The following is a 25,697-nucleotide window of genomic DNA, read 5'->3' on the forward strand; positions in this document are numbered from 1 at the left end:
ACTACTTCTCTTCTCTATCCGGTACAGCCTGGATGTCTTCATCCATGCTGATGCTTTCGGAAGCTTGGAATTCCAATAGTGCGGACCAGCGGGGATCCTGCACGTCACTCGGTTCAAGTTCAGGGGAAGTGGCACGCCGTTCCCCGGTCTCTGGGTCGAGACCTGGGCAATCCCGCCGGCAAACCGGCTGGAACGGCAGTGACAACACCACTGCATCCCTGATTAGTGGTTCAAGATCCACGTGGTCATCTTGAACCGCACACTCATAAGCTTCGTCTAGATCGTACGCGAAAAGCTCCACAAAATGAACTCGGACAGGCAATTCGATGTCAATCAGGCATCTTCCGCACTCTCCGGCGGCTTTTCCGGTCACATCCGCGGTCACCAGGATGCCCTCGTGGATGCACTCCAGGCGCAAATCGGCCTCGAGAGTGGAGCCGGCTTTCACGGCAACGAGCGCTTCACCGAGGTCGTCGGGTACGACGATGTCGATTTGTCGCTCGTACATCGTTCCCGGGCGGTTGATGACGTCGCGGACGTCAACCTTGTACGGGGTCTTCTTGAACTTGATCACAAGGGAAAATTCTACGCGCCCCCGACGTGTGGTCGGTGCCCGCCGGTTCTTCGTCTCGCCCGGTCACTCCGGAGTACCGGCGGCCAGGCCCATCCGGCGCAGCGCCGTCGAGGTCAGCGACGCCGGGAAAATCAGCGCCCTGGCCCGTTGGGCAGCCCCGGAACCCTGCCGCAGGGCTTGCACGACGACGTCGAGATCGTCCAGGAACCCGGCGCCACGGGTCTGGGCCGGACCGTCCGGGCGGGCGTAGCGCGCCTGTTCCGTGGCCACCAGCATCCGCTCGAGCGCCTCCCGCGCCCGGGGCGTGTCGCCGACACCTGGCCTGTCCCGGATGCTGTCGGCCAGTTCCCGCGCGGTGAGGGTGTCGTAGACCTCCACCCCGTGGTCCACCGCGGTGTCGGTCAGCTCACGCCAGCCCAGGACCGCGCCGGCCCGGCCCGCTGCCAGGAGCCGCCGCCGCCGCTGCCGGCGGAGCAGGCGCCACACGCCGGGGGCCAGCAGGAGAAGCAGGACGGCCGCCGCCACGAGCCCGACTCGGGCGAGAGTGCCGGGCAGCTCATCCTCTGCCGCCGCAAGAGTGTCCGCGGTGCCCCCCTCGAGTCCGGGGTTCTCGTTTTGCCGCGGCACGACCGACGGGGCCCCGCCCGTGGACGGCACACCGTTCACGATGGTGCTCTCCGGCGACGCGTATTCCGGTACCGTACCCCGCCCCGGTGTCGGTTCGAAGGGCACCCAGCCGACCCCGACGAAGTAGAGCTCCGGCCAGGCGTGCAGGTCGTGCGAGTCCACGTCGTACCGGTTCTGGCCGTCGATGACGGTGGTCGTGCGGGTGCCGGGGAGGTACCCCAGTACTATCCGGGCCGGTATACCCAGGCTCCGGGACATCAGGGCCATCGCCGAGGCGAAATGCACGCAATACCCGCGTTTTACGTCGAGGAACGTGGCGATGACATCCGCTCCCCCGCCGTCGTAGTCGTCATCGACCGGAGCCTCGGTGTCGTAGGTGAAGTCGTTTCCGCGCAGGTAGTCCTGAATGGCCACGGCGGCGTCGTAGTTCGATTCTGTGCCCTGGCTGACCGTGCGCGCGGTTTCGCCGACGACCGCGGGGGTTCCCATCGGCAGGAACAGGCTCGGCTCGACGGCCACCGGATACCGGCCGCCGGACTCCCGGAGCTGTTCCCTGGTGGGCTGCAGCTCGAGGGAGGTCACCACATAGCGCTGGCCGGTGGTCGTGCTGTCCGTACTCGTAATGGCCCGGGTGCCCTCGCTCCAGAACCAGTCACCGGTGAGATTGTCGACACGCTTGGCGGGCACGGGGACCGGCAGCCTTTCGACGTTCACCCCGTCGATGGTGACGACGGTGGTGACCTCGGTCCTGGCCACCCGTTGGGCGAGCCCGGGCGGATTCGCGATCGAGTCGACGGTCCGATCCTCATCGACCTCGACGGGTCTCGGCAGCCAGCTTGTGCCCTTGATGTCATCGAGGGTGAGCAGCGCGAGGTACGGCTGCTCGGTGGCCGTCGTGCGGTAGTGCAGCGCGGGACCTGCCTGAGGCCTTCGCAGGTCCTGGCCGAGCTCGATCATCTGACTGACCCCGGCGCCGAAGAGCGCGCTGTTGGGCTGCGAGCCGAAGGATCCGCCGGAGATCACCGGCGCTGACAGGCTGAAGACCAGGGAACCGACGATGCCGAAGGCACCGATGGTGATGGCGCCGCGCACGGCCCCTGCCACTCCCGTGATTCCTGCTCCGCGCCCGCCGGCCTGCCGGTTGACCTGCATGCCCCGCAGGTGCACGTCGATGCGCAGGAGGAGCAGGTACGCGGCGGCGGTTGCAACGAGGGCGACCCAGTCCGCACCGGCGGACACCACGAAGCCGGGTACCGCGACGGGCACCAGGGCCGGGATACCTGCCAGCGCTGGCCGGGCCAGGCCGATTGCGAGGAGGTCCATCAGGATCGACAACAGGCCCACCCCCACGGCCAGAAGGAACATGATGCCGTCCAGCACCTGGGCCGGAGTGCCCTGCGTCTGAATGGACCGCACACCCGCGGTGGCCAGGTCGGTGAATCGCTCGAAGGTGTCGCCGGTGGGAATCAGCCAGAGCAGCCCGGTCCCGCCACCGAAGAACAGCGTGAGCAGGACAACGAGCCCACCCGTCGACAACAGCGGCACGAGCGCACTGTGGACACCCGCATGACGGAGCCCCGCCGCACCGACGAGCACGACGCCTGCCACGATCAGCAGCACCAACCACCACGCTGATCCGGACAGCACCGCGCCCAGTGCGGTGCATCCGGTCATCAGCAGCACCAGCAGGGCCAGGGTGAGTGGCCAGCGCACGACTCTTGTCCTGGTCACCGCGCCTCCTCCCGGTCCTGGCCTGCCCGCGCCCACGCCGCCGCGACCTGTGTAGCGGCCCCGACCGGCACGCAGTGCCAGCCGGCCTCATTGAGCCGATCGATCGAAGCGGCGCCCATGGTGTCGAACACGAACGCGACGGCGGGCTGGCAGAGGCCGCGCAGGGCCACCAGGTCACTCGTGTCGGCGGGGCCGATATCCACGAGAACAGCGAGGGACGGAACCTGCCGGCCCAGAGCCGAGGCCGCCAGGTGGCCGCGGCCGGGCACGACGTCATCGTTCGCGGCGCGCACCACACGATCGCGCTGCACCACGATCGCCAGTGCGTCGACCAGGGCGAGGACGCCCTCCGGCCCGGAGAACGACGCCGGGTCGTCTCCGCGCAGGCCGCCTCGCCGCCCTTCATCCGGATCGTGCGGAGCCCTGGGGTCCCCGGGTACGGGCCGACCGGGGAGGAGCTGGCACGGGCCGAGCTCGACGACGTCCAGCCTGAACCCGCCCTCCAGCAGATGCACGGCGATGGATGCCGCCAATTCAACGGCCCGCTCGAACTCGGCGTCGTGCCGGAGGCCGGCACCGCGCCCGCCGCGGCTGGTGTCGAGGATGATGCGCGCTTCGGGGTGGCTGCGCTGCTCCTCCTGACGCACCATGATCTCGCCATGTCGGGCGGTCGCCGGCCAGTTGACCCTGCGCATCGGGTCCCCCGGCCGGTACTCCCTGGCGATCAACTCATCGGAGTCGTTGTTGAGATGCCGCACACGCTCGTGGCGGGAGCCCTCACCGGTTGTGATCGACACGCCGTTGCCCGGCAGCGGCGTGACCCTGGGAGTCACGGTCAGGTCGTGCGGCGCACCGACTGGCCACTCGCTATAGGCGAGCCCGAACGGGTCCGAACGGCCCAGCATCAGCGGGCCGACCGGATACACGCCCCGCCGGGCTGGTTGCAGCTGATAGCTCACCTCGGTGGTGTCTGCGGCCCCTGAGCGGCCGGCTCGTGCCGGCGCGAGGGCCCGCAGCGGCTGGCTCGGCGGCACGATGACGCCCTTGGCCGCCGTGTCGCGCCAGCACAGGCCGGGGAGGGGCGAGGGGGCGAGATTGCGGATCTGGATCGTCACGGCGGCGCTGGACCCCGCTGATACGGTGCCGGGCCGGAACGCCCGGGTGACGGACACGCGCAGCGGATGGACGAGCACGAAACCGAGGGCCACGATCGGGACCAGCAGCAGCACTCCGGCTACGAACAGGAGGTCCCGTTCGTCGTAGGCCCAGGCGAGCACGAAGAGCGCGGCCCCGACGCCCAGGAAGACGGCACCGCGCACGGTGGGGCGCACCTGGCGGCGGGCCCGGCCTGGTGACCTGGTCAGGTCCGTCCGGGTCATGCTCATCTGCGTCATGCTCATCTGCGTCACGTCCACCTGCGCTTAGAACCCCATCATGACCGCGATTGCGTGCCTACCGCTAGAGCCGGCCCTGCGACCCCGTCGGAACGGGCGTAGCGGCCAGGATCCGCCTGACCGTCTCCTCGATGAGCACGGCGCTGTCCTGGGATCGATGGCCCAGCGCCCGGGTCGTTGGCACCAACCGGTGGCCAAGCACGGCGACGGCGAGCGAGTCGATGTCGTCGGGAAGCACGTACTCCCTGCCGTGCAGTGCCGCCTGCGCCTTCGCGGCCCTGATGAGCTGCAGCGTCGCCCGCGGACTCGCGCCCAACCGCAGGTCGCGGTCGTCCCTGGTGGCACGCACCACGGCGACCGCGTACTCCTTGACCGCACCGGAGGCGAACACGCTGCGCGCGGCGGACATCATGCCGCGCAATTGGGCACCCGTGACCACGGCGTCGATCCGGGACAGCGGGCTGGTCAGGTCCCGCGAATCGAGCATCGACAGCTCTGACGCCGGGTCGGGGTATCCCATCGAGATGCGCGCCATGAACCGGTCGCGCTGGGCCTCGGGGAGGGCGTAGGTGCCCTCCATCTCGATGGGGTTCTGGGTTGCGACGACGGCGAACGGTCGGGCCAGCGGATAGCTGTGGCCGTCGACGGTGACCTGCCGCTCCTCCATGCACTCGAGCAACGCCGACTGGGTCTTCGGGCTGGCCCGGTTGATCTCGTCGCCGATCACGATGTTCGCGAAGATGGCGCCTGGCTTGAACTCGAACCGCCGCTCGGCCTGGTTGTAGATCGAGACCCCCGTCACGTCCGAGGGCAGCAGGTCGGGCGTGAATTGGATGCGGCTGACGCTACAGTCCACGGACTTGGCCAGGGCCTTGGCGAGCATGGTCTTGCCCACACCGGGCACGTCCTCGATGAGGAGGTGCCCCTCGGCGAGCAGGACCGTGAGCGCGATCTGCACGGCGGAGTGCTTGCCGTCGATGACGGACTCGACGTTGCGCATGATCGCGAGGGCGGCTCCCTGCACGTCGGCTAGTGCCACGTCGGTTTCTCCGTCCATATCGACGGCGCTGCGGGAGGCCACATCGACGGTAGTCGTGCCGGCCACGGCCGACTCCGAGACCCAGCGTCCCGGAAACGCACTCATGCCAGCGGTCGATTCAGGAAGGCCGCGACGGCGGGCGGCACGTACGGCGCGATGTCACCGCCGAGTGCAGCAACCTGGCGCACCAGGGAGCTGGACACGTGGGCGTGCGCGGGGTCCGGCAACATGAAAATGGTTTCGACGCCCGCGAGGTTGCGGTTCACGATGGCCATCGGGGTCTCGTAGGCCACGTCGATCTGAGACCGGATGCCCTTGACCAGCACGCTGGCGCCCACGTCGACGCAGTAGTCGACGAGCAGGCCCATGCTCCAGGAGCTGACGATGATGTTCCCCGGCAGTTCGGCCTCGATGACGGCCCGCTCGATGAGGGACACCCGCTGAGTGATGGGCAGGAGCGCTGACTTGGAAGGGTTGTGCACCACGAGGACGTGTAGCTCGTCGTAGAGTCCCGCCGCCCGTTGGATCACGTCGAGATGCCCCAGTGTGACGGGGTCGAATGAACCAGGTACGACGGCGATCCTGCGCATACGGTTCACCCTAGCGCCAGCTTGCAGCGCCCGCTGCCCGGTCCGGCCGGTTTCCCAGACGTTGGGCCCATTGCGAGGAACGGGTTCAGCCCTTGGAGAGCGCGGCGCGCTCCGAGTCGTCGAGCCGGCGGCGGACGGCCGCTCGCAGCGCCGGAATGGTGCGGATCTCCGGGTCCCCGCCGATGAGTTCGCGGGCCGCCGTCCTGGCGTCCGCGATGATGTCGCCGTCGGTCGCCACGCGTAGCAGGCGCAGCGACGACTGGCCGCCGGACTGGAAGCGCCCGAGCACATCACCCTCCTGCCGTTGTTCGAGGTCGACCTGCGCCAGGACGAAACCGTCGAGGGTGTTCGCGACAGCCTCGATGCGGTCCCTGGCCGGGGACCCCGTCGGTGCCGCCGTGACCAGCAGGCACAGCCCCGGCACGCCGCCCCGGCCCACCCGGCCGCGCAACTGGTGCAGCTGGGACACGCCGAAGCGGTGGGCATCCATCACGACCATCACCGAGGCGTTGGGCACGTCGACTCCGACCTCGATGACGGTGGTGGCCACGAGCACCTGGATGTCGCCGGCCGCGAAGGCCTGCATCGTGGCGTCCTTCTCGTCGGCGCTCATCGCACCGTGCAGCGGTTCGATGCGGGCGCTTCGCAACAGCGGATGCCGGTGGAGCTCGGCATTGAGCTCTTCGACGGTCGTCATCGGGGTGGCGTCGAAGTCGATCTCCTCACCCTGCTCGAGCTTCTTCGGGGCGATCGCCGGGCACACGACGAAACACTGGCGGCCGAGCGCGAGTTCCTCGGACACCCGTTGCCACACGCGCACCACCCACGCCGGTTTCTCGTCGAGGGGCACCACGAAACTCTCGATACCCGGGCGCCCCGACGGGAGCATGGCGATGGTGCTCACATCGAGGTCACCGAATACCGTCATCGCGATGGTGCGCGGAATTGGCGTGGCCGTGAGCACCAGAACATGCGGGGGCAGCTCGGCCTTCTGCCGCAGGGCCTCGCGCTGGTCGACGCCGAAACGGTGCTGCTCGTCGATGACGACCAGCCCGAGGTCGAAGAACCCGACGGTGTCGCTGAGGAGCGCGTGCGTACCGATCACGATGCGCGCCTGGCCGGACACCGTGCGCAACAGGGCCTTGCGCCGCTCGGCGACGGGGAGCTGGCCGGTGAGCAGGGTGGGCATCAGCTCGGCGGCGAGATCGGGGCCCAGGATGCGGGTGATCGAGCGCAGGTGTTGCCCCGCCAGCACCTCGGTGGGGGCCAGCAGCGCCGCCTGGCCGCCGGAGTCGGCCACCGCGAGCATGGCGCGCAGTGCCACGACGGTTTTACCCGACCCCACCTCACCCTGCACGAGCCGGTTCATCGGGGCGGTCAGGGCGATGTCTCGCAGGATCTCGGCTCCGGTGATCTCCTGGTCGACGGTGAGGGCGAAGGGCAACGCCGCGTCGAATCGTTCCAGGTACCCGCCGGGAACCGGCAGCCGCGCCCGCGTGCGCAGGGCCCGGTGCTCCGTGTGCTGCTGCACCAGGACGCACTGCAACACGAAGGCCTCGGTGAAGCGCAGCGTGCCCCTGGCCTCGTTCCACTCCTCGTCGGTGGCGGGGCGGTGGATGCGCACGAGCGCGTCCCGGTGCTCCAGCAGACCGCGTTCGCGCCGCAGCCGTTCGGGGATCGGGTCCTCCACCGGGCCGAGCTTCTCCAGGACCTTCACGATCAGCTTGGCGATCTGCCAGCTGGTCACAGCAGCCGTTGCACCGTAGATCGGGATGGGCCGGTCGGCCCACAGGCGGGCCTCTGCAGCGTCCTCCGGCGAGATGGTGGCGTCCATGGGGTCGTCGCTGCCCGGCACGATCTCGAAGTCGGGATGGGCGAGCTGACGGGTCTTGTTGAAGATCGTGACCTTGCCGGAGAACATGGCCCGCATGCCGGGGCGCAGCGTCCTGCTCAGCCACGGCTGGTTGAAGAACGTCAGCGAGAGCATGCCTCGCCCGTCGGAAATGATGACCTCGGTGCGGTGCGGCGATCTCTTACCCGGCTGCCGGCTGCCGGGGCTCTTCACGGTCACGGACAGCACTTCGGCCAGCACCGTCACGGCCTCGTCGAGCGGCAACGCCGCCAGGGTCGTGAGCTCGCCGCGCCGGGCGTAGCGGCGCGGGTAGTGGCTCAGCAGGTCGCCCACCGTCGACATGCCCAGGGCCTTGCCGAGCAGAGTCGCCGGGCCCTGGCCGAGAACGACCCGCAGCCCAGAGTCGAGGGTCAGTGCTCCGGGGTCGTCAGCGGATTCCCCGTGTGAGGCGGCGGCATCCGAACCGGTCATACTCCGATGCTAAACGTCACCACCGACGCCGGGCGCCGGCACCGCAGATTGTGGTTAGCGCACGAAGGCTAGGCTCGAAGGCAAATGACGCGAATTGTCGCCGGGTTCGCCGGCTCCCTCACCCTCACCGTGCCGGCCAAGGGCACCAGGCCCACCAGCGACCAGGTGCGCGAGGCACTCTTCTCGGCACTCGACGCCCGCGACGCCATCCGCGACTACCGGGTGCTCGACCTGTACGCCGGTTCGGGCGCGCTCGGCCTCGAGGCCGCCAGCCGCGGCGCCAGGGTGGTCACCCTCGTCGAGAACGGCTTCGCGGCCAGCCAAACCTGCCGCAAGAACGCCGCCGCCGTGCAGAAGGCCGCCCCGAAGGGCGCGAACCTCTCCATCTCCGTGTCCAGCCAGGCCGTGCAGTCCTTCCTGGCAGGCACCCCTGACGGCTTCGACCTGGTCTTCCTCGACCCGCCGTACGACCTCGCCGACGCCGAACTGGCCGCGAACCTCGCAGCCCTCACGACGCTCCTCGACCCCGACGCCCTGGTGGTGGTGGAACGCTCGTCCAGGTCACCGGAACCCACCTGGGGGCCCGGCCTCGTCAGGGAGCGCCGCAAGGATTACGGCGACACCACCCTCTGGTACGCAGGGGTGGCCGGACCGAACCCCTGAAGAGGGCTGGTCAGAACGGGTTTATACGCCTAACGTTGGCAGTGTGGGCACCGTCGTCCACCACATCCGAGAGGTCGACCCCGTGCGCGTTGCGGTTGTTTGTGCCAGCCAATACGGCGCCACTATGGGCATCGCCGAACGGATCAGCGCCGAACTCGGCCTGGCCGGCCTGGATGTGCGCGTCTACGATGCCGCACGACCCCCGCACGCCGAGGATGTCGCGGGCTACGACGCCTTCGTGGTGGGCAGCGCCGTGTACATGGGTCACTGGCTCAAGGACGCGACGACCTTCGTGCGCCGCTCCCAGCCCACGCTCCTCGAACACCGGGTCTGGCTGTTCAGCAGCGGCCCGCTCGGACCGGAGACCACGGATGCCGACGGCGCCGACGTGCGGGAGAGCACCGTTCCCGCGGAGATCGCCGATTTCACCAACACGCTGCGCCCGGTCGGCCACCGGGTGTTCTTCGGCGCGATCGATCCGGAGGCGCTGAGCCTGGGGCACCGGGTAATCCGCAAATTCCCCGGCGCAGCAGGGAAGATCCCGGCAGGCGACTTCCGGGACTGGCCGGAGATCGAGGCCTGGGCGAGGGAGATCGCCCGCGCCCTGGTCAAGACCGCCTGAGCCGACCACTCACTCTGCGGCCGCTCAGGTTGTGGCGCCGTCCCAGCCGCGGTACGGGTCCCAGCCGCCCTGGGTGTGCCGCTCGCCGTCCACAAGTACGATGCCGGGCTGGTCGGTGACGGTGCCGAGGCGCCGGAATCCGGCCGGGAGCACCACGCCGGGCGGGAAGGTGGCCAGCAGGCCGTGGTCCTCTCCCCCGCCCAGGGCCAGCTCACGCCGGTCACCGAGCTCAGCGGATTCGAAATCGACGCCGACGCCGCTGGCCCTGGCGAGCCGGCCCGCGTCGATAGCCAGGCCGTCGGACACGTCGAGCATGGCCGTCGCTCCGGCCGCCGCCGCGACCGTGCCGAGCCGGATCGGCGGAACCGGCGCCAGCTGCGCCTCGACGAACCGGGGCTCGCGCAGCTTGAGCGCATCGGCCGCCGCGCGGCTGGGTACCCCGTCGGCGTCTACTCCGAAGCGGAACAGCAGTCCGAGGCCGATGCCGGCGTCGCCCAGACGGCCGGCGTGCGCGACGACGTCGCCGGCCCGAGCCCCCGAACGCAACACGGGCGCCCGGCCCTCGAGGTCGCCGAACGCCGTGATCGAGAGCGTCAGGGCATCGGAGGCGGACAGGTCGCCTCCCACGACCCCGCAGCCCGGTGCCAGCGCTTCACAGCCCTCACGCAACCCGTCGGCGATGCCGAGGATGACCGAGATCGGCGTCGACGGCGGAGCGGCGATGGCCACCACGAGCGCGGTGGGCCTGGCGCCCATCGCGGCGACATCGGACAGGTTCGTGGCGGCGGCCTTCCAGCCCAGGTCGTGCGGTGTCGACCAGGCCAGCCTGAAGTCCGGGCCTTGGATCATCATGTCGCAGGTGACGACGTACCGGCCGTCGGCGGCCGAGAGCACGGCGGCGTCGTCACCCGGTCCGAGCAGCTCGGTGTCGGCGTGCGGCAGCCGCGGGAAGATGCGGGCGAGCACCTCGCCCTCGCTGAGGTCGGCCAGGGTCTGGTCGGGAGCATTCGTCATGCTTCAAACGGTAACCTGAATGTGATGACTCCCCAGTTCACCCTCCCGCTCCGGCTCCCCCACCGCACCGGGCTCCGCGCCGCGACAGCACTGCTGCTCGCGGCCTCCGCCGTCGTGCTCACCGGCTGCGCCGCCGCGGTTCCGATGCAGCCGGCAGCGGATGCGGAGAACCCGGCCTGCGCCGACATCATCGTGCGCCTGCCGACCACCGTGGCAGACCAGCCCGAACGCGAGACGAACGCTCAGGCCACCGGCGCCTGGGGCGACCCCAGCGCGGTGCTGCTCACCTGCGGCGTCGATGTGCCCGGCCCCACCACCCTGCCCTGCGTGAGCATCAACGGCATCGACTGGATCGAAGACGACTCCGAGGCGCCCATGTACCGGTACACCACCTACGGGCGTGAACCGGCCACGGAGGTCTACCTCGACTCCGGGCTGGTCAGCGGATCGACCGCCCTGGTCGACCTCTCCGCGGCCGTCGCGAACGTTCCCGCCTCGAAGCAGTGCCTCGGTGCCGACGACGTGACGCTGCCCACCGAGGCCCCCGCGCCCTGACCAGCTGACACTCCCTCTTCGAGTTGCCGAAGATACCCCCTTCGATACCGCTGAAGGAGAATCTTGCGGCACGTCGTGGAGGGCGCATCCATCGGCTTACGGCAAACGCCCCCTTCACGGCAGCTGAAGAGCCATTTCGCGGCACGTGGTGGCGGCGGGGCCGCTACTCGGTGACGACGGCGGAAGTGCGGCGGCGACGGTGCGCCGCGCGGGCCAGGGCCACCTCGATGAGCTCGTCGATCAGCTGCGGGTAGGTGTACCCGCTGGCCAGCCAGCAGCTGGGAAACATTGAGATGGGGGTGAAGCCCGGCATGGTGTTGATCTCGTTGATCACCCAGCCGTCGGCGGTGAGGAAGAAGTCCACCCGGGCCAGGCCGGCGGCGTCGATGGCCTCGAACGCCCGCACCGCGATGGCTTGCATCTCGGCCAGGTCCACCGGAGCGAGGTTTGCGGGGCAGAGCAGTTCGATGCCCGCGGCGTCGAGGTATTTGGCGGCGAAGTCGTAGAAGTCGCGGCCGGTGACCACGACCTCCCCGGCAACCGAGGCGTGCGCCGGTTCCCCTGGCCGCCCCTGCAGAACGGCGACCTCGAGTTCGCGGCCCACCAGGCCCGCTTCAATGAGCACCTTGTCGTCCTCGGCCAGGGCCACGGCCATCGCCTCGGCCAGCTGGTCGGAGCTGGCGACCCGGCTCACGCCGACGCTGGAGCCGGCCCTGGCCGGCTTCACGAAGGCGGGCAGGCCCAACTCTTCCAGGGCGGCGTAGGCCATCCCCGGCGCGTCGGCCCAGTCGTCTGCGGTGATGGTGCGCCAGGGGGCAACGGCCAGCGATGCCTGCTGCAGGACGGTCTTGGTGAAGTGCTTGTCCATGCCCAACGCCGACGCGAGCACGCCGGAGCCCACGAACGGCAGGTCGACGAGTTCGAGCATCCCCTGCACGGTGCCGTCTTCGCCGTATGGGCCGTGCAGGATCGGGAACACCAGGTCGATCGATCCGAGGCTGCGGCGGCCGGAGTCGTCGACAACGATGAGTTCGCGGCTGCGCGCGTTGTCTGGCCAGAGCACCCGGGTCCCGTTGTCGGCGACCTCGGGCAGGGCGGCTGCGGTCAGCGCGAACTTGGTCGGGTCGTCGTCTTCGAGAACGAAGGTGCCGTCGCGGGTGATGCCCACCGGAATGACCGTGTAGCGGTCCCGGTCAATTGCGGCCAGTACCCCGCCCGCTGTGGCGCAGCTGATCGAATGTTCGCTTGAACGCCCCCCAAACAGCAGCGCTACCGTGAGCTTGTCCGTCATCGATGGTCCTTTCACCCTGCGGTGCGCCGGAGTCGGTGGTGAGGTGCGGCGCAATATCCCGCGGCTTCAGCGTACCGGCCAGCACCTGGCGGACCTGTTCGACGATGGGCATGTCGACGCCCTTGGCGCGTGCCAGCTCGAGGATCGGGCTCACGGATGCGAGGCCCTCCGTGGTCTGTTGCATCTGGGCGATGACGTCGTTGTAGCTGTAGCCCTGGCCGAGCAGCCGGCCGGCGGTGTTGTTGCGGGAGAGCGGCGACTGGCAGGTGGCGATGAGGTCGCCGAGGCCCGCGAGGCCGGCGAGGGTCTCCGGCTGGGCGCCGTAGGCAACGGCGAAGTCGGTCATCTCCACGAGCCCACGGGTGATGATGGACGCCTTGGTGTTCTCGCCGTAGCCGACGCCATCGACGATGCCGATCGCCACGGCGATGAGGTTCTTCAGTACGCCGCCGAACTCGGTGCCGATGACATCGGTGTTCACATACGAACGGAAGTACTTCGTGGTGGCCAGCAGGGCAACGGCGTGCGCGGTTTCCAGATTCGACGAGGAAACCACCGCGGCGGTGGGCTGCTCCTTGGCGATCTCCAGGGCGAGGTTGGGCCCGGAGATCGCGGCGATGCGGGCCGGGTCGATCGGTAGGACCTGCTCGATGATCTCGCTCATCCGCAGCCCCGAGGAGCGTTCGACGCCCTTCATCAGCGACACGATGATGGCGTTGGGCGCCAGGAACGGCTCCGCCTGGATGAGGTTCTCACGCAGGGACTGGCTCGGCACCGAAACGAAGACCTGCTCGGCCCCGGCCAGGGCCAGGTCGAGCCTGGACGTGGCGCGCAGGCCCACGGGCAGGTTGATGCCGGGCAGGTAGTCGCTGTTGCGGCGCCCCTCGGTGATCTCCCTGGCCAGCTCGGGGCGTCGGGCCCAGAGCACCACATCCGCTCCGCCGTCGGTAAGGATCTTCGCGAATGTGGTGCCCCAGCTTCCCGCCCCGAGAACGGCGACGCGGGTGCCCGGCTGGACTCTAGGCTTCAAAACGGCCGGTCTCTTTCTGATCGTGCTCAGAGGGGTTCCAGCGCTTGGCCGGCGCGGTCTCGTCGCGAAGGTCCGCGAGCAGGGCGGTGATGGCCTCCATCACCACGGCGGTCGCCTCGTTCAGCGTCGCCGTGTCGAGATTGCGGCCGCGGAACTCGGCCAGGTCGATCGGGTCGCCGATCTTGACCAGGATGGTCTTGCGCGGGAACAGGTGCAGCTTCTTGGAGTACCGCTCCATGAGTTGCTGGGTGCCCCAGTGCGCCGCCGGGACGATGGGGATGCCCTGCTCCAGGGCGATGCGCACGGCGCCGCTCTTGCCGCGCATAGGCCACATGCCCGGGTCGCGGGTGAGGGAGCCTTCCGGGTACACGACCACCATCTGGCCGCGCTCGACGAGCAAGCGGGCCGCTTTGACGGGCTCACTTCCGCGCACCGACCCGCCGCGCTGCACCGGAATCTGCCCGGACTTCTGCAGCAGCCAGCCGGCCACGGGCAGCTTGAACAGCGACGCCTTGGCCAGGAACCGCGGCAGCCGGCCGAGCTTCCAGCTGACCATGCCCATCACGATCGGATCGATCTCGCTGTAGTGGTTGGGCGAGAAAACGAACGCACCCTCCCGCGGGAACTTGTGACCGTCGGTGATCTTGTAGCGGGCGGCCAGGTTCATCAACGGTACGACCAGCACGGCGAGCAGCCAGAAGATCGAGGGTTTGCTTTTCTCGGAGTGCACCCTGCCGGTTTTCGTCACCGGTGACGACGGAGAAGGGGAATCTGGCACGTTGGAATCTGGCACCTCTGTATCTGGCACGTCTGTATCTGGCACAGTGCCATTATCCTGCGAGATCGAAGTCAGCTCCCAATAGGCGCAGCTTGGTGATGAAGTTCTCGTACCCGCGGCTGATGATTCCCACGTTGCTCACGGTGGAGGTTCCCTCGGCCGTGAGGGCCGCGATGAGGTGGCTGAAGCCACCGCGCAGGTCGGGAACCTCGATGTCGGCGCCGACCAGTTTGGTGGGGCCGGCGATGACGGCGGAGTGGTTGAAGTTGCGCTGACCGAAGCGGCACGGGTGGCCGCCGAGGCATTCGCGGTGGATCTGGATGGTGGCGCCCATCTCGACCAGGGCGTCGACGAAGCCGAAGCGCTGCTCGTAGACGGTTTCGTGCACGATCGACACGCCGTGGGCGTGGGTGAGCGCGATCACGAGCGGCTGCTGCCAGTCGGTCATGAAGCCGGGGTGAACATCCGTCTCGATAATGACGGGCTTGAGGTCGCCGCCCGGGTGGTAGAAGCGGATACCGTCGTCGTGGATGTCGAAGGCGCCGCCGACCTTGCGGAAGACGTTGAGGAAGGTGAGCATCTCGGCCTGCTTGGCGCCGCCGACGAAGATGTCGCCGTCGGTGGCCAGCGCGGCCGCGGCCCAGCTGGCGGCCTCGTTGCGGTCGAACAGGGCACGGTGCTGGTAGCCCTGCAGGCTATCGACGCCCTCGATGCGGATGACCCGGTCGGTGTCGACCGTGATGATGGCACCCATCTTCTGCAGGATGTTGATGAGGTCCATGATCTCGGGCTCGATGGCCGCGTTCTTCAGCTCGGTGATGCCCTCGGCACGCACGGCGGTGAGCAGCACCTGCTCGGTGGCGCCCACGCTGGGGTACGGCAGCTCCACCTTGGTGCCCTTGAGGCCGTTCGGCGCCGACATGCGGATGCCGCTTTCCTGCTTCTCGACGACGGCGCCGAACTTGCGCAGCACCTCGAGGTGGTAGTCGATCGGGCGGTCGCCAATGCGGCAGCCGCCGAGGTCGGGGATGAACGCTTCGCCGAGGCGGTGCAGCAACGGGCCGCAGAACAGGATCGGGATACGGGAGGAGCCGGCGTGCGCGTCGATGTCGGCATAGTGCGCGCTCTCCACGTCGACCGGGTCCAGCATCAGGCTGCCGGGCTCGTCGCCCTCGGTCACCTTGACGCCGTGCGCCTCAAGCAGGCCGCGCACGATGCGCACGTCGCTGATGTTCGGCACGTCACGCAGGATGCTGGGCGTCTCACCGAGCAGCGCGGCGACCATGGCCTTGGTGACCAGGTTCTTTGCGCCCTTGACCTCGATGCGGCCGACCAGCGGGCGTCCGCCGCGGATGGTGATTTTGTCGCCCACCAGGCCCACATTCGCTCCGTGACTCTGCGCGTTTCCACGCTCTGCTATGCCCTGAATGGCGGGGTCCTGAAGCTTGTCGTTCTCGCGAACCTGCGCGTTGTCGCCGACGATGATCACAAATTTACCTGCCTTGCGGGGAGAGTGCGGGGGCGCCAGGGCTCCCTGTGGGATTCGAATTCTGCGATTCGCGCTTCGTCGCGCAGGGTGAGGCCGATGTCGTCCAGGCCTTCCAGCAGTCGCCATCTAGTGTATTCGTCGACCTCAAATGAGACTGTGAGCTCGCCGACACTGGCAGTACAGGCAACCAAATCAACGGTCAGTTCTATTCCGGGGTTCGCCTCGAGGATTCCCCAGAGGGTCTCGGCGTCGTCCTCGCTGATCTGGCCGGCCAGCAGGCCCTGCTTGCCGGAGTTGCCCCGGAAAATGTCGCCGAACCGGGGGCTCAGCACCACGTCGAAGCCGAAGTCGCGCAACGCCCAGACGGCGTGTTCCCGGGAGGATCCGGTGCCGAAGTCGGCGCCGACCACCAGGACCTTGGGGCTTTGGTAGGCCGGCTGGTTGAGAATGAACTCAGGATCCTGGCGCCAGCCGTAGAAGAGGGCATCCTCGAAACCGGTCTTGGTGACCCGCTTGAGGAACACGGCGGGGATGATCTGGTCGGTGTCGACGTTCGAGCGGCGCATGGGCACGGCGACACCGGTGACGGTGGTGAATTTCTGCATGACGGCTGCTCCTACTTAGCGTGCGGGGACGAAAACGGCGGGAACGGCGTCGTGGCCCAGCATGCCGTCCTGGACGAGGTCCCACGGGCTCGAGAGGGTGCCGCGGATGGCGGTGGCCGCGGCCACCAGCGGAGAGACCAGGTGGGTGCGTCCGCCCTTGCCCTGCCGGCCCTCGAAGTTGCGGTTGCTGGTGGAGGCGCAACGCTCCCCAGGGGCCAGCTGGTCCGGGTTCATGCCCAGGCACATCGAGCAGCCGGCGAAACGCCATTCGGCGCCGAAGGCGAGGAAGATCTTGTCAAGACCCTCGGCCTCGGCTTCGATCCGCACGCGGGCGGAACCGGGCACGACGAGCATCCGCACGCCGTCGGCGATGGACTTGCCCTTGATGATCTCGGCGGCGGCGCGCAGGTCTTCGACGCGGCTGTTGGTGCAGGAGCCGAGGAACACGGTGTCGACGTGGATGTCCTTCATGGCGGTGCCGGCGGCCAGGTCCATGTATTCGAGGGCGCGTTCCGCGGCACTGCGCTCGTTGGCGTCGTCGATGTCGGCGGGGTTGGGCACGGTGTCGCTGAGCGAGACGCCCTGTCCGGGGTTGGTGCCCCAGGTCACGAACGGTTCAAGGGTGTCGGCGTCGAGGATGACCTCGGCGTCGAAGCTGGCACCCTCGTCGGTGGCCAGGGTGTCCCAGTACGCGACGGCGTCGTCCCAGTCGGCGCCGGCGGGCGCGTGGGCGCGGCCCTCGAGGTAGGCGTAGGTGGTGGCGTCCGGCGCGACCATGCCGGCGCGGGCGCCGGCCTCGATCGACATGTTGCAGATGGTCATGCGGCCCTCCATGGAGAGGGCGCGGATGGCGCTGCCGCGGTATTCGAGCACGTAGCCCTGGCCGCCGCCGGTGCCGATTCGGGCGATCACGGCGAGAATGATGTCCTTGGCGGTGACGCCGGGGCGCAAGGTGCCGTTGACGGTGATCGCCATGGTCTTGAACGGCTTGAGCGGCAGCGTCTGGGTGGCCATGACGTGCTCCACCTCGCTGGTGCCGATGCCCAGCGCCATGGCGCCGAAGGCCCCGTGGGTGGAGGTGTGCGAGTCGCCGCAGACGACGGTGATGCCCGGCTGGGTCAGGCCCAGCTGCGGGCCGACCACGTGCACTATGCCCTGTTCGATGTCGCCGAGCGAGTGCAGGCGGATGCCGAACTCGGCGCAGTTGCGGCGCAGGGTTTCGATCTGGGTGCGACTGGTCAGATCGGCGATGGGCCGGTCGATCGCCAGGGTCGGCGTGTTGTGGTCCTCGGTCGCGATCGTCAGGTCTGGCCGGCGAACCGGGCGTCCCGCAAGGCGCAGCCCGTCGAAAGCCTGCGGGCTGGTGACCTCGTGCACGAGGTGCAGGTCGATGTAGATGAGGTCGGGCGTGCCGTTTTCACCCTTGGCCACCAAGTGTTTGTCCCAGACCTTCTCGGCCAGGGTGCGGGGGCGGATATCCGCCATGGGTGAATCAGTGTTCACTGCATTAGTCATGTTCGTGCGTCTTCCTCGGGAACGGTGGTCAGCCAACGACAAACTCCGCGACGAGTGGGCCTGTTAGATACGAGACTCGTCGCGGCACAGAAGAAGAAGTCGACGTTGCAGCACACCTCAGGCTAACACTGCGGCCGGGATTCGACAGGCACGGCGGTTGCGAGCGTGTGGGCGACGTAGAGTGCGCGAGCTGTGAGCTTTGCCCCAAAAAACCGCGCATCCTGGTGCTTTTCTCACGGTTCGCGGATGCCTGCGGGAGCGGGGCGGCCGCTGGCAGTGGGGGGACGGTCGACGTATGGTGTGCGCATGACGATCGTGACCGCTCCGAAGACCACAGGCAGGGTGCTGGTCGTGATCCTGCTGGCCCAGTTCATCATCGTCGTCGACTCCACGTTCATGAATGTGTCGCTGTCCACCCTCGTGGCGGATTTCGACACGACGGTCACCGGCATCCAGAACGCCATCACGCTGTACACCCTGGTGATGGCCGCGTTCATGATCGCCGGCGCCAAGGTGGGCGACATCATCGGCCGCAAGCGTGCATTCGTGATCGGCCTCAGCGTGTACTCCGTGGGCACGAGCATCACCGCGATCTCCCCCACCCTGGCTGTCTTCATCCTGGGCTGGTCGATCCTCGAGGGGCTCGGCGCGGCAATGATGCTCCCCGCCATGATGTCCCTGATCGTGTCGAACTTCGCCGCCGGCCCCGCCCGGGCCAAGGCCTACGCCGGCTTCGCCGCCATCGCGGGCATCGCCGCGGGCATCGGACCGATAATCGGCGGCCTGTTCACGTCATACCTGTCGTGGCGGCTGGCCTTCGCCAGCGAACTGCTCGTGGCGCTGTACATCGTGACCCAGTTGAAGATCATCAAGGATGCGCCCTTCCTGGGCCGGAAGCCCCGCTTCGACTGGACGGGGTTCATCCTCAGCGCCGCCGGCCTCATCACGGCGGTGCTGGGCATCGTGATGGCCTCGGCCTACGGACTGTTCATCAGCCGCGTCGACGTCGAGATCTTCGGGCAGGTCGTGCTCGCCGCCGGCCAGGTCTCCCCGACGGTCATCCTCGTGTCCATCGGCCTGCTGTTTCTCATCGCTTTCGTCCTGGTGGAACGGAGCCGGGACCGGCATCACCATGACACCCTCCTGGACTTGAGTCTTTTCGGTATTCGGGCGGTCTCGGCGGGGACGGCCGTGCAGCTGCTGCAGTATCTCGTGCTGACCGGCGCGATCTTCGCGCTCTCCCTTTATGTGCAGATGGAACTGAATTACTCGGCGATCCAAAGCGGGCTCACCCTGCTGCCGCTGTCCCTGGCCGTGCTGCTGTCCGCGGCGGTGAGCGGGCGGGTGTTCAGCCGCCGGTTCGCGCCGCGCTCCGTGATCCTCGCCGGCTTTGCCATCATCGTGGTCGGCGCGGCGGCGATGGGGGTGCTGGCCAGGGACGCCACGAGCGGAACCGAGTTCATCCTGGGGCTGGCGCTGGTCGGGTTCGGTGCGGGCACCATTGCCTCCCAGAACCAGAACCTCATCATGTCGTCGGTGAAACCACAGCGCTCCAACGAAACCTCCGGCGTGATCAACACCTCCCAGAACATCGGGGCGTCCCTGGGCACGTCACTGGCCGGCGCCCTCATCCTGTCGGTGTTCGTCCTGACGGCCACGACCCTCATCGACTCCAGCCCGGTCTTCTCGGCATCCGAACAGTCCCAACTGGACACCGCGGTCACCGAGAAGGCGCAAATCATCAGCGACGCGCAGCTCAGCAACGCCGTCGCGGAGCTCCCCGCCGATCAGCAGGCCGAGATCCTCGAGATCAACGCCGAGGCCCGGCAGACGGCGCTCACGGTGGTGTACGCCGGTCTGGCGCTCGCGGGGTTGCTCGGCTTCGCTGCGGCCCTGCGACTGCCCAGGACACCGCCGCTGTCGAGCACCGGGGCGGGCAGCACAGACACGAGCAAGGCCGGCACCGGCAAACAGCCCTAGACGTCAGGCCCGAGGCACCTGCACGGCGAATTCGCCGAGGGACAGGCCGTACGAGCACAGATCCCCTCTTGCCGTCTTTTAGTCCGGATTCGTGTTGCGTGGCCGGATGTCTTCAAGGTTCTGACCCGACGGGCGCTCGCGGGTCACATCGGTGTCTGGCCGGGGCCGCCCCAAGTCGACTCGACGATGACGACAGTGACATTGTCCCGTCCGCCCTTGGCCAGGGCCGCGGCGACAAGCACGTCGGCGAGTGATCCGAGGTCCTCCCGTCCGGCGTGCGAGGCGAGCAACTCCGCGATCTCGCCGACCGAGAGCTCCTTGGTGAGGCCGTCGGAGCAGATCAGGAAGGTGTGACGTCCGGTCGCGGGCAGCAGCCAGACATCCGCGTCGACGAATTCGTCGGCCCCGATGGCGCGGGTTATAACGTTTCGGTCCGGGTGCTTCTCGGCGTCCGTCGCCTTGATCAGGCCGGCATCCACCATCTCCTGAACCGCGGAGTGGTCGACGCTGAGCTGTTCGAGGGTGCGACCATCCCAGGTGTAGATGCGGGAGTCACCGATATTGAAGGCCATCCAATGGAAGCCCACGTCGTCGCCGGCATCGACGAACGCGACGCCGGTGAGGGTCGTGCCGGAGACGGCGGTGCCGAAGTCGTCCGCAGCGCTGAGATCGCGCACCGCGTCGTTCGACGAGTGGATCGCGTCGAGGATCCGCTCGGGGGTCGAGGGCACATCCTGTTCGATGTGGTCGTCGAAGACCCTGATGACGGTCTGGCTGGCGGCGTCACCGTGGGCGTGTCCGCCCATGCCGTCCGCGACGAAGAACACCGGCGACCGGGCTAGATAGCTGTCTTCGTTCACCTTGCGCACGCGTCCGACGTCGCTGCCGGCACTGAAGCTGAAGTGCACGCTCGAGTCGCCGAGGGTGATCACACTCTCACCGTTGACCGCCATGTGCACTCCGCAAAATCCGTCCGGCTCCGATTCGGAGCGCTCCCGCCCTATTCGGGGGAAGTCGAGGTACCACCGTACCAATACCCTGGATCCATTCAGAAGTACTCTGACCGGGCAATCCGGGGGTAGCGCTCCACTGCCGCAGCCTCGGCCGGTCGGGGGATGGTCGCGGCATCGCACCGGCGATACCCTCGCGGTATGAACAACGAAGAACTCCGCAAACTCGCGACGAAGCGGCTCAAGGCACGCCGGGACTTCTGGAACTATTGCGGAGTCTGGCTCGGGGTTTCTCTCATCGTCACCGCCGTGTGGCTGTTAACCGATCCGGGCGGGTATTTCTGGCCGATCTGGCCGATCGGCGGCATGGGCATCGCCGCCTTCTTCATCGGCCTCGACGCCTTCGGACCCAACCGGGGCATCATCACAGAAGACGCCATCGACGAAGAAGTGGCCCGAATCACCCGCGGCAACCAGGGCGGCGGCGCCAAGTAGCCGGCGACCGGCGCCTGTGGCCGGATCAGCTAGGCACACTTCTGCACGATCGGCAGGGCCTTCCAGGTCTTGCCGAGTCCCCAGGTGTCGCGGTCGGCGAATACGGCGACTCCTGGCCGGCTTTCAGCAAGGACAGGGTCGAGCGTCACAAATAAAAAAAACCCGGCCTCCTTCAAAGAAGGAGTGCCGGGGCGTTTGTGACCCCAACCGGATTCGAACCGGTGTTACCGCCGTGAGAGGGCGGTGTCCTAGGCCGCTAAACGATGGGGCCGTTTTGCAACTTCACGAGTATGCCACAGCCGGGTAACCGAGTTCAAATCGAGTGCGCCGTCCGCGCGTCGCGCAGGTCTATTGGTGCTCACAGGATGCGCGTGTCGCGCGTTGCCCGCGGTCTGGTTTGGGTATTAGCTCGAGACATGAAGTTGACCAAACTCGAACACGCCGCACTCGTCCTCGAAGCCTCAGGGCAGAAGCTGTTCATCGACCCCGGATCGTTCACCACCGCACTGACCGAGACCGCCAATGCTGCCGCGATCGTGATCACTCACGAGCACCCCGACCACTGGACGCCCGAGCAGCTGAACCGCGTGATCGCCATGAACCCCGGCGTGCCCATCTACGGACCGGCCGGTGTTGCCGCTGCAGCCGGTGAGATCGCGGTGACCGTTGTCGCCGAGGGTGACACCGTTGAAGCAGGCCCGTTCACTCTGCGGTTCTTCGGCCAGAAGCACGCCGTCATCCACTCGTCGATCCCGGTGATCGACAACGTGGGAGTGCTCGTGAACGACGAGCTGTTCTACCCTGGTGACGCGTTCACGATCCCCGAGGGTGTCACCGTGAAGACCCTGGCCGTTCCGGCCGGTGCACCGTGGCTGAAGATCAGCGAGGTCATCGACTACGTGCTCGCGGTCAAGCCCATGCGCAGCTTCCCCACCCACGAGATGGGACTGTCGCGAAGCGGCAAGGACCTGGCCAGCTCCCGCATCAAGAGCGCCACGGAGCAGTATGGCGGCACCTTCTTCCCGCTCGAACCCCACGAGTCGCTTGACCTGTAACCGCATATCGAAGGAGATCCCATGCGCTTCTCGTTGCTCATCATCAAGGCTGAGACCAGGGAGGGCGACATCTCCGAGGAGGAGCTGCCGCCGTTTAGGGAGCTGTTCGATGCGTACGCGGCGTCGCTGCAGGAGTCAGGCGCGCTGGTATCGGCGGATATCTTTCGGCCCGCTGCGGAGTCCACCACGGTGACGCTCCGCGGCGGCAGCCGGGAGGTGCGTGACGGCCCGTTCATCGACGCCGTCGAATCCCTGTCGGGCTGCTTCGTGATCGACGTGCCGAACCGGGCCGCCGCGCTGGAGTGGGCCGAGAAATGCCCCGCCGCGCTCTACGGTGTCGTCGAGGTACGCCCGGCGGCGCTGGCCTTCCACGACGGACGCTGGCGCGGCGAGGGCTGACGCTAGGGACTGTCGACGAGTTCAGGGACTTTCGCCAAGGTTGCGGTCGATTCTCGCCGGTTCGCAAGGACCGACGAGAAGAAGGCCGCGCAGATGAGGAACACTCCGATGAGTCCCGTGACGATCTCCGGGATCTCAAAACCGATGCTCAAGAGCAGGATGCCCGCGAGCGCACCGATGGCCCAGTGGGCGCCATGGTCGAGGTAGATGTAGTCGTTGAGGGTGCCCTGGCGCACCAGGAAAATAGTGAGCGATCGGACGAACATCGCGCCGATCAGACCGAGACCCAGCAGGATGATAATCGGGTCAGCGGTGATCGCGAACGCGCCGATGACGCCGTCGAAGGAGAAGGACGCGTCGAGGACTTCGAGGTAGAGGAATGAGAAGAACGCTGCCCGGCCGGTGAGCACGGCCAGTGACGACGCGCCGCCGCGTTTGGAGTCTGACACTCCCGAGCTCTCCTCGGCGGCATCTTGGGTGCCTGCGTCGTCCTCGGCAGCGTCGCCACCCTCGAACAATGACCCGAGTCCGTTCACCAGGATGTACGTGATGAGGCCGAGCACGCCTGCAATGAGGACCAGCGAGGGATCTTCGGCAATGGCAGCTCCGGCGAGCAGGGCGGCGAGTGCGACAACGTACGACAGCGAATCGAGCTTGCCAACCTTTGCCAGTGGCTTCTCCAGCCAGCTGAGCCAGGTGATGTCCCGGTCTTCGAAAATGAAGTCCAGAAAGAGCATGAGCAGGAACATGCCGCCGAAGGCTGCAATCTGCGGGTGCGCGTCGTGCAGATAGTGACCATAGGTACCGACGGTTGCCGGGTCGCCCTTCTCCAGGGCCAGGGTGATGACCTCTCCGAATGACAAGCCCGTGGTTGCGGACACAAGAACGAGTGGCATGACCAGGCGCATCCCGACGACGGCGATGAGGATGCCGATCGTGAGGAAGATCTTCTGCCAGAATTCCGACATTTTCTCCAGCACTCTGGCATTGACAACCGCGTTGTCAAAGGAGAGAGAAATCTCCATCAGCCCGAGGATCACGCAGAGTGCAACCGCAGCCCAGCCTCCGTAGAGCAGCGCAATAGCGAGCGCAATCAGGGAAACTATGAGCGACCACGAGAAGTGGTGGAAGAACGTTTTCATTCGAGCCTGGTTGGGATCACCCGTTTCGTCGGGCTCTCCGCATCCTTTCTGGGAGTTCGTGGGCCGCCACGTGTCGAGGTCGAAGATCCATGGGGTGGCACACCACGGTAACGCCGCAGCGGGCAAAGGCGTGCATCGTTGTGAACTGTATTGAGGCCGAGCGATGGACGTTTACAGGGATAGAGGTCGCAAACACGGACCGGGTGCCCAATCCCGTCCGTGTAATGTCACTTTGTCCTTAGAGCCAGGTGCGGTTCTGCACAGGCTCGACCTCCCAGGCGAAGTGGTTGATCGGCAGGCCGCTCAACGGCACCCCCGGTGACCAGGCGCAGAGCACTGCACAGCGTGGCTGACGTGCTGAAAGTGACACCCTCTAGCCGGGCGGCAACAGGTGGCGGGCGAACCAGTCGACGGCCAGCTCGGCGACGGCACCCAGGGCGCCCGGTTCCTCGAACAGGTGGGTGGCCCCGGGCACCACGGCCAGCCGGTTCTCGCAGCGCAGGTGTTTCTGTGCCTCGCGGTTGACCTCGAGCACGGTGATATCGGCACCGCCGACGATGAGCAGGGTGGGGGCGGTCACCAGTGGCAATCTCGTGCCGGCCAGGTCGGGTCGGCCCCCTCTGGAGACGACCGCGGCGATGTGCGTGCCCGGCTCGCCGGCCGCCCACAGCGCAGCGGCGGCTCCCGTGCTGGCGCCGAAGTAGCCGATGCGCCCTCCGGCAGCATCGGGCCGGGCGGTCAGCCAGTGGGTGACGGCGGCCAAGCGCCGGCCCAGCAGCTCGATGTCGAAGACATTGCCCCGGTCCAGCTCCTCCCCCGGCGTGAGAAGGTCGAACAGGAGGATGCCCAACCCGGCCTCGAACAGCACATCGGCCACGTACTGGTTGCGGGGGCTGTGCCGGCTGCTGCCGCTGCCGTGGGCGAAGAGCACCACTCCGGGCGGCGACGCGGGCAGGTGCAGGTACCCGTTCAGGGTCACGGTGTCGACGGGAATCTCGACCTCGACATCGACGTCGGCCTCGAGGTTCGAGTCTGTGCCCGTGGGCCCATGGAGCCGGCGGGCCGCCTCGACCAGCAGCCGGGCGACCTCGTCGTCAGTGGTGGCTGAGAAGTCTGTGTAGAACTGGCCGACGGCCCAGAAGGTCTCCGGTGCCGCCAGGTAAACGATGTCGTCGGCGCCGGTCATCTCCGCCAGGGTTGAGGCGGCGATCACGGGCACCGCGAGGATCACCTTCTCGGCGCCGAACCGGCGGGCCACGTCGCAGGCCACCCGTGCGGTCGCCCCTGTGGCTACCCCATCATCGACGATCACGACGGTGCGGCCATCGAGCGGGAGCCGGCTGCGGCCGCGCCGAAGTCGCTCGACCCGCGCGTCGAGGCTCACGCGCTCGCGGGCTTCGACAGCGCTCACCTCGGCGTCGGTCACACCGGTCAAGGCCACGGTCGATTCGTCGATGAGTTGTTCCCCGCCCTCGCCGATGGCGCCCATCGCGAATTCGGGCTGGAAGGGCACGCCGAGCTTGCGCACGACAATGACGTCAAGCGGGACGTCGAGCGCGGCGGCGACCTCGAACGCCACCGGCACTCCCCCGCGGGGAATGCCGAGGACGACGATGTCCTGCCCACGCAGGAAGTCCAGCTGCAGGGCCAGCCGACGACCGGCCTCGACGCGATTAGTGAAGAGCACCATCGGCCCATGATCGTCCCCGAGTCCCTCGGGCGCTAGTTGTACTGAGCCACTACCTGGGTGACACTCGGCTGATGGGTGTTCCTCCGATGCCGGTGTGGATGCGTTCAGTGTTGTAGTGGTTCAGCCAGGGCGCAAGGGCGTTGGCG

Annotated in this window: 23 protein-coding genes and 1 tRNA gene; 7 read left to right on the plus strand and 17 right to left on the minus strand. The window is 67.7% G+C overall.

Annotated features, from left to right (window positions below; translation table 11 throughout):
• Position 1: 1 nt before the first annotated feature.
• The 6 genes from E3O42_RS17530 to E3O42_RS17555 form a co-directional block, all read right to left on the minus strand.
• Positions 2 to 574 carry a YceD family protein gene (locus E3O42_RS17530; RefSeq protein WP_338144959.1) on the minus strand — a complete coding sequence of 191 codons (573 nt, stop codon included), beginning with the start codon at positions 572 to 574 and terminating at the stop codon, positions 2 to 4.
• Positions 575 to 637: 63 nt separating this feature from the next.
• Complete coding sequence (locus E3O42_RS17535) at positions 638 to 2,932, minus strand: transglutaminase TgpA family protein (protein ID WP_134455412.1); 2,295 nt, start codon at positions 2,930 to 2,932, stop codon at positions 638 to 640.
• Complete coding sequence (locus E3O42_RS17540; RefSeq protein WP_166788032.1) at positions 2,929 to 4,317, minus strand: DUF58 domain-containing protein; 1,389 nt, start codon at positions 4,315 to 4,317, stop codon at positions 2,929 to 2,931. The genes E3O42_RS17535 and E3O42_RS17540 overlap by 4 nt, the downstream gene beginning before the upstream one ends.
• 73 nt (positions 4,318 to 4,390) lie before the next feature.
• Positions 4,391 to 5,326 (minus strand): AAA family ATPase, encoded by a 936-nt coding sequence (locus E3O42_RS17545; protein ID WP_420897899.1) that lies wholly within the window; start codon positions 5,324 to 5,326, stop codon positions 4,391 to 4,393.
• A gap of 140 nt (positions 5,327 to 5,466) precedes the next feature.
• The gene (gene coaD / locus E3O42_RS17550) at positions 5,467 to 5,955 is read right to left on the minus strand and encodes a pantetheine-phosphate adenylyltransferase (protein WP_134455417.1); all 489 of its coding nucleotides are present in this window, start codon (positions 5,953 to 5,955) and stop codon (positions 5,467 to 5,469) included.
• Positions 5,956 to 6,040: 85 nt separating this feature from the next.
• Positions 6,041 to 8,278 (minus strand): ATP-dependent DNA helicase RecG, encoded by a 2,238-nt coding sequence (locus tag E3O42_RS17555; RefSeq protein WP_134455419.1) that lies wholly within the window; start codon positions 8,276 to 8,278, stop codon positions 6,041 to 6,043.
• Positions 8,279 to 8,362: 84 nt separating this feature from the next.
• Between E3O42_RS17555 and rsmD the strand changes: the two genes are divergently transcribed.
• Positions 8,363 to 8,941: a 16S rRNA (guanine(966)-N(2))-methyltransferase RsmD gene (rsmD, locus tag E3O42_RS17560; protein ID WP_134455421.1), complete on the plus strand. Its 579-nt coding sequence runs from the start codon at positions 8,363 to 8,365 to the stop codon at positions 8,939 to 8,941.
• Positions 8,942 to 8,984: 43 nt separating this feature from the next.
• On the plus strand, positions 8,985 to 9,563 hold the full coding sequence (locus E3O42_RS17565) for a flavodoxin domain-containing protein (protein WP_241984906.1): 579 nt from the start codon (positions 8,985 to 8,987) through the stop codon (positions 9,561 to 9,563).
• 24 nt (positions 9,564 to 9,587) lie between these two features.
• Here the strand turns inward: E3O42_RS17565 and thiL are convergent, their stop codons facing one another.
• A complete protein-coding gene (gene thiL, locus E3O42_RS17570) occupies positions 9,588 to 10,577 on the minus strand; it encodes a thiamine-phosphate kinase (RefSeq protein ID WP_134455423.1) in 990 nt (329 codons plus the stop codon).
• Positions 10,578 to 10,601: 24 nt separating this feature from the next.
• Between thiL and E3O42_RS17575 the strand changes: the two genes are divergently transcribed.
• Entirely contained in the window at positions 10,602 to 11,132 is a 531-nt protein-coding gene (locus E3O42_RS17575) for a DUF3515 domain-containing protein (protein WP_134455425.1), read from the plus strand.
• A gap of 163 nt (positions 11,133 to 11,295) precedes the next feature.
• Here the strand turns inward: E3O42_RS17575 and E3O42_RS17580 are convergent, their stop codons facing one another.
• From E3O42_RS17580 to leuC, 6 genes are all read right to left on the minus strand, one after another.
• Positions 11,296 to 12,423 carry a D-alanine--D-alanine ligase family protein gene (locus E3O42_RS17580; protein ID WP_134455427.1) on the minus strand — a complete coding sequence of 376 codons (1,128 nt, stop codon included), beginning with the start codon at positions 12,421 to 12,423 and terminating at the stop codon, positions 11,296 to 11,298.
• Positions 12,326 to 13,453, minus strand: coding sequence for an NAD(P)H-dependent glycerol-3-phosphate dehydrogenase (locus tag E3O42_RS17585; protein WP_134455429.1), 1,128 nt, complete (start codon positions 13,451 to 13,453; stop codon positions 12,326 to 12,328). Before E3O42_RS17585 ends, E3O42_RS17580 begins: the two co-directional genes overlap by 98 nt.
• Positions 13,443 to 14,183, minus strand: coding sequence for a lysophospholipid acyltransferase family protein (locus E3O42_RS17590; RefSeq protein ID WP_241984907.1), 741 nt, complete (start codon positions 14,181 to 14,183; stop codon positions 13,443 to 13,445). The genes E3O42_RS17585 and E3O42_RS17590 overlap by 11 nt, the downstream gene beginning before the upstream one ends.
• A gap of 100 nt (positions 14,184 to 14,283) precedes the next feature.
• Positions 14,284 to 15,612, minus strand: coding sequence for a UDP-N-acetylglucosamine 1-carboxyvinyltransferase (gene murA, locus E3O42_RS17595; protein ID WP_134455465.1), 1,329 nt, complete (start codon positions 15,610 to 15,612; stop codon positions 14,284 to 14,286).
• A 104-nt stretch (positions 15,613 to 15,716) separates the two neighbouring features.
• Entirely contained in the window at positions 15,717 to 16,325 is a 609-nt protein-coding gene (gene leuD / locus E3O42_RS17600; protein ID WP_134455431.1) for a 3-isopropylmalate dehydratase small subunit, read from the minus strand.
• Between the two features lie 15 nt (positions 16,326 to 16,340).
• Positions 16,341 to 17,810, minus strand: coding sequence for a 3-isopropylmalate dehydratase large subunit (gene leuC, locus E3O42_RS17605; protein ID WP_134455432.1), 1,470 nt, complete (start codon positions 17,808 to 17,810; stop codon positions 16,341 to 16,343).
• 336 nt (positions 17,811 to 18,146) lie between these two features.
• On the opposite strand from leuC, the gene E3O42_RS17610 reads away from it, so the two are divergent.
• Complete coding sequence (locus E3O42_RS17610; protein ID WP_166788033.1) at positions 18,147 to 19,820, plus strand: MFS transporter; 1,674 nt, start codon at positions 18,147 to 18,149, stop codon at positions 19,818 to 19,820.
• A 143-nt stretch (positions 19,821 to 19,963) separates the two neighbouring features.
• Here the strand turns inward: E3O42_RS17610 and E3O42_RS17615 are convergent, their stop codons facing one another.
• Positions 19,964 to 20,773, minus strand: coding sequence for a PP2C family protein-serine/threonine phosphatase (locus tag E3O42_RS17615; protein ID WP_134455436.1), 810 nt, complete (start codon positions 20,771 to 20,773; stop codon positions 19,964 to 19,966).
• A gap of 198 nt (positions 20,774 to 20,971) precedes the next feature.
• On the opposite strand from E3O42_RS17615, the gene E3O42_RS17620 reads away from it, so the two are divergent.
• Positions 20,972 to 21,265 (plus strand): 2TM domain-containing protein, encoded by a 294-nt coding sequence (locus E3O42_RS17620; protein ID WP_166788034.1) that lies wholly within the window; start codon positions 20,972 to 20,974, stop codon positions 21,263 to 21,265.
• A gap of 198 nt (positions 21,266 to 21,463) precedes the next feature.
• Here E3O42_RS17620 and E3O42_RS17625 read toward each other — a convergent pair.
• Positions 21,464 to 21,536, minus strand: a tRNA-Glu gene (locus E3O42_RS17625).
• 145 nt (positions 21,537 to 21,681) lie between these two features.
• Here E3O42_RS17625 and E3O42_RS17630 point away from each other — a divergent pair.
• Together E3O42_RS17630 and E3O42_RS17635 are read left to right on the plus strand one after the other, a co-directional pair.
• Positions 21,682 to 22,320, plus strand: coding sequence for an MBL fold metallo-hydrolase (locus E3O42_RS17630; protein WP_134455440.1), 639 nt, complete (start codon positions 21,682 to 21,684; stop codon positions 22,318 to 22,320).
• Positions 22,321 to 22,341: 21 nt separating this feature from the next.
• A complete protein-coding gene (locus tag E3O42_RS17635) occupies positions 22,342 to 22,719 on the plus strand; it encodes a YciI family protein (protein ID WP_134455442.1) in 378 nt (125 codons plus the stop codon).
• Between the two features lie 2 nt (positions 22,720 to 22,721).
• Here the strand turns inward: E3O42_RS17635 and E3O42_RS17640 are convergent, their stop codons facing one another.
• Positions 22,722 to 23,861 (minus strand): DUF475 domain-containing protein, encoded by a 1,140-nt coding sequence (locus E3O42_RS17640; protein WP_134455444.1) that lies wholly within the window; start codon positions 23,859 to 23,861, stop codon positions 22,722 to 22,724.
• Between the two features lie 373 nt (positions 23,862 to 24,234).
• A complete protein-coding gene (locus E3O42_RS17645) occupies positions 24,235 to 25,551 on the minus strand; it encodes a phosphoribosyltransferase family protein (RefSeq protein ID WP_134455446.1) in 1,317 nt (438 codons plus the stop codon).
• Positions 25,552 to 25,697: the final 146 nt, after the last annotated feature.

It is taken from the genome of Cryobacterium adonitolivorans (assembly GCF_004402695.1).
Lineage (GTDB): Bacteria > Actinomycetota > Actinomycetes > Actinomycetales > Microbacteriaceae > Cryobacterium > Cryobacterium adonitolivorans.